The organism is Gelidibacter mesophilus DSM 14095, from assembly GCF_000423005.1.
Taxonomy (GTDB): domain Bacteria; phylum Bacteroidota; class Bacteroidia; order Flavobacteriales; family Flavobacteriaceae; genus Gelidibacter; species Gelidibacter mesophilus.
The window spans coordinates 1-1,050 of sequence record NZ_AUHD01000056.1 but is presented as its reverse complement, the minus strand read 5'-3'; the positions used below and the strand labels follow the sequence as shown (position 1 = coordinate 1,050).

The following is a 1,050-nucleotide window of genomic DNA, read 5'->3' as shown; positions in this document are numbered from 1 at the left end:
GCATCAATTTAAAATCGGTCTTGCAAAGAGCACTATCCAAGGTACAAAAACGTTACCTTAAAGTGATTATTTTTTTTTGAGAGAAGAGGGGAATTACCTACAACGTTTAGTATAACCGCAGTTACGGATAAATATACAAGGTTTTTCGGTTAAGCCTGGAAGTTAGCAATTACGCGTGGATTCGGACGTAGTCGAATCCGCCGTAATTGCGGTTATGCATTGTTGTAAAACGTATTTATATCAGACGTCGATTGAAATATTTACTTTTCCGCCCAGTCCTTTTTCAACGATGTCAAATAATGTTTTTAATGTCAAATTACTGCCATTATTTTCCACGCGTGAAATATAAGTCCGTTTTTTGTCAATCAGTTCGCCAAGTTGTTCTTGAGTAAGATTTTTTTCTTCACGTGCGTTTCGTAAAAGCAAACCGATTTTAAACGATTCAAAATCTCTGTCGAGTTCGTCTCTGCGTTCAGTTCCCTTTTTTCCGTAAACATTGTCCTTTATGTCTTTCCAGCTTTTAGTTTCCATTGTTTTTGTTTTTTTCTTCGTAATACTCTTTCATTAATCGAACAGCTTTGTCGATTTCCTTTTTCGGTGTTTTCTGCGTCTTTTTGGTAAATCCGTTCAAGAGTATAACTAATTTACCTTTGTCGAAGAAGCAAAAAACCCGCCAAATGTTTGAGCCTAATTTTATTCGAGCCTCAAATAATCCTTTGTGGGTTTTCATCGGTGCCAAATATGTTTTCGGCACGTGCTGATAGGTTTCAATTATTTCAATAACCTTAAATATTTTGTCCTGAACCTTTGTCGGTTGAGCAAGCAGAAACTCCTCGAAATAATTTTTGTACTGTATTACTTGCCTAACTTTTTCCATTCCGACAAAAGTAACTTAAAAGTTACTATTTTCAAAATTTCCGATGTTTAATTTGAAGGCCGAATTTTACTTGGGTATGTTTTACAACGTGTTTGTGTATGATTAGTGGCGTGTTTCAAGCACCTAATTTAGTAAATAAAAACGGAATAGAAAATCCGCGAGGATTTTCGTAA

The 1,050-nt window shown here is 35.4% G+C and carries 2 protein-coding genes; both read right to left on the bottom strand.

What is annotated here, in order from left to right; translation table 11 throughout:
• Positions 1 to 240 precede the first annotated feature (240 nt).
• A complete protein-coding gene (locus G525_RS0117880) occupies positions 241 to 531 on the bottom strand; it encodes a helix-turn-helix domain-containing protein (RefSeq protein ID WP_027127349.1) in 291 nt (96 codons plus the stop codon).
• A complete protein-coding gene (locus G525_RS0117875; protein WP_027127348.1) occupies positions 521 to 877 on the bottom strand; it encodes a type II toxin-antitoxin system RelE/ParE family toxin in 357 nt (118 codons plus the stop codon). The genes G525_RS0117880 and G525_RS0117875 overlap by 11 nt, the downstream gene beginning before the upstream one ends.
• Positions 878 to 1,050: the final 173 nt, after the last annotated feature.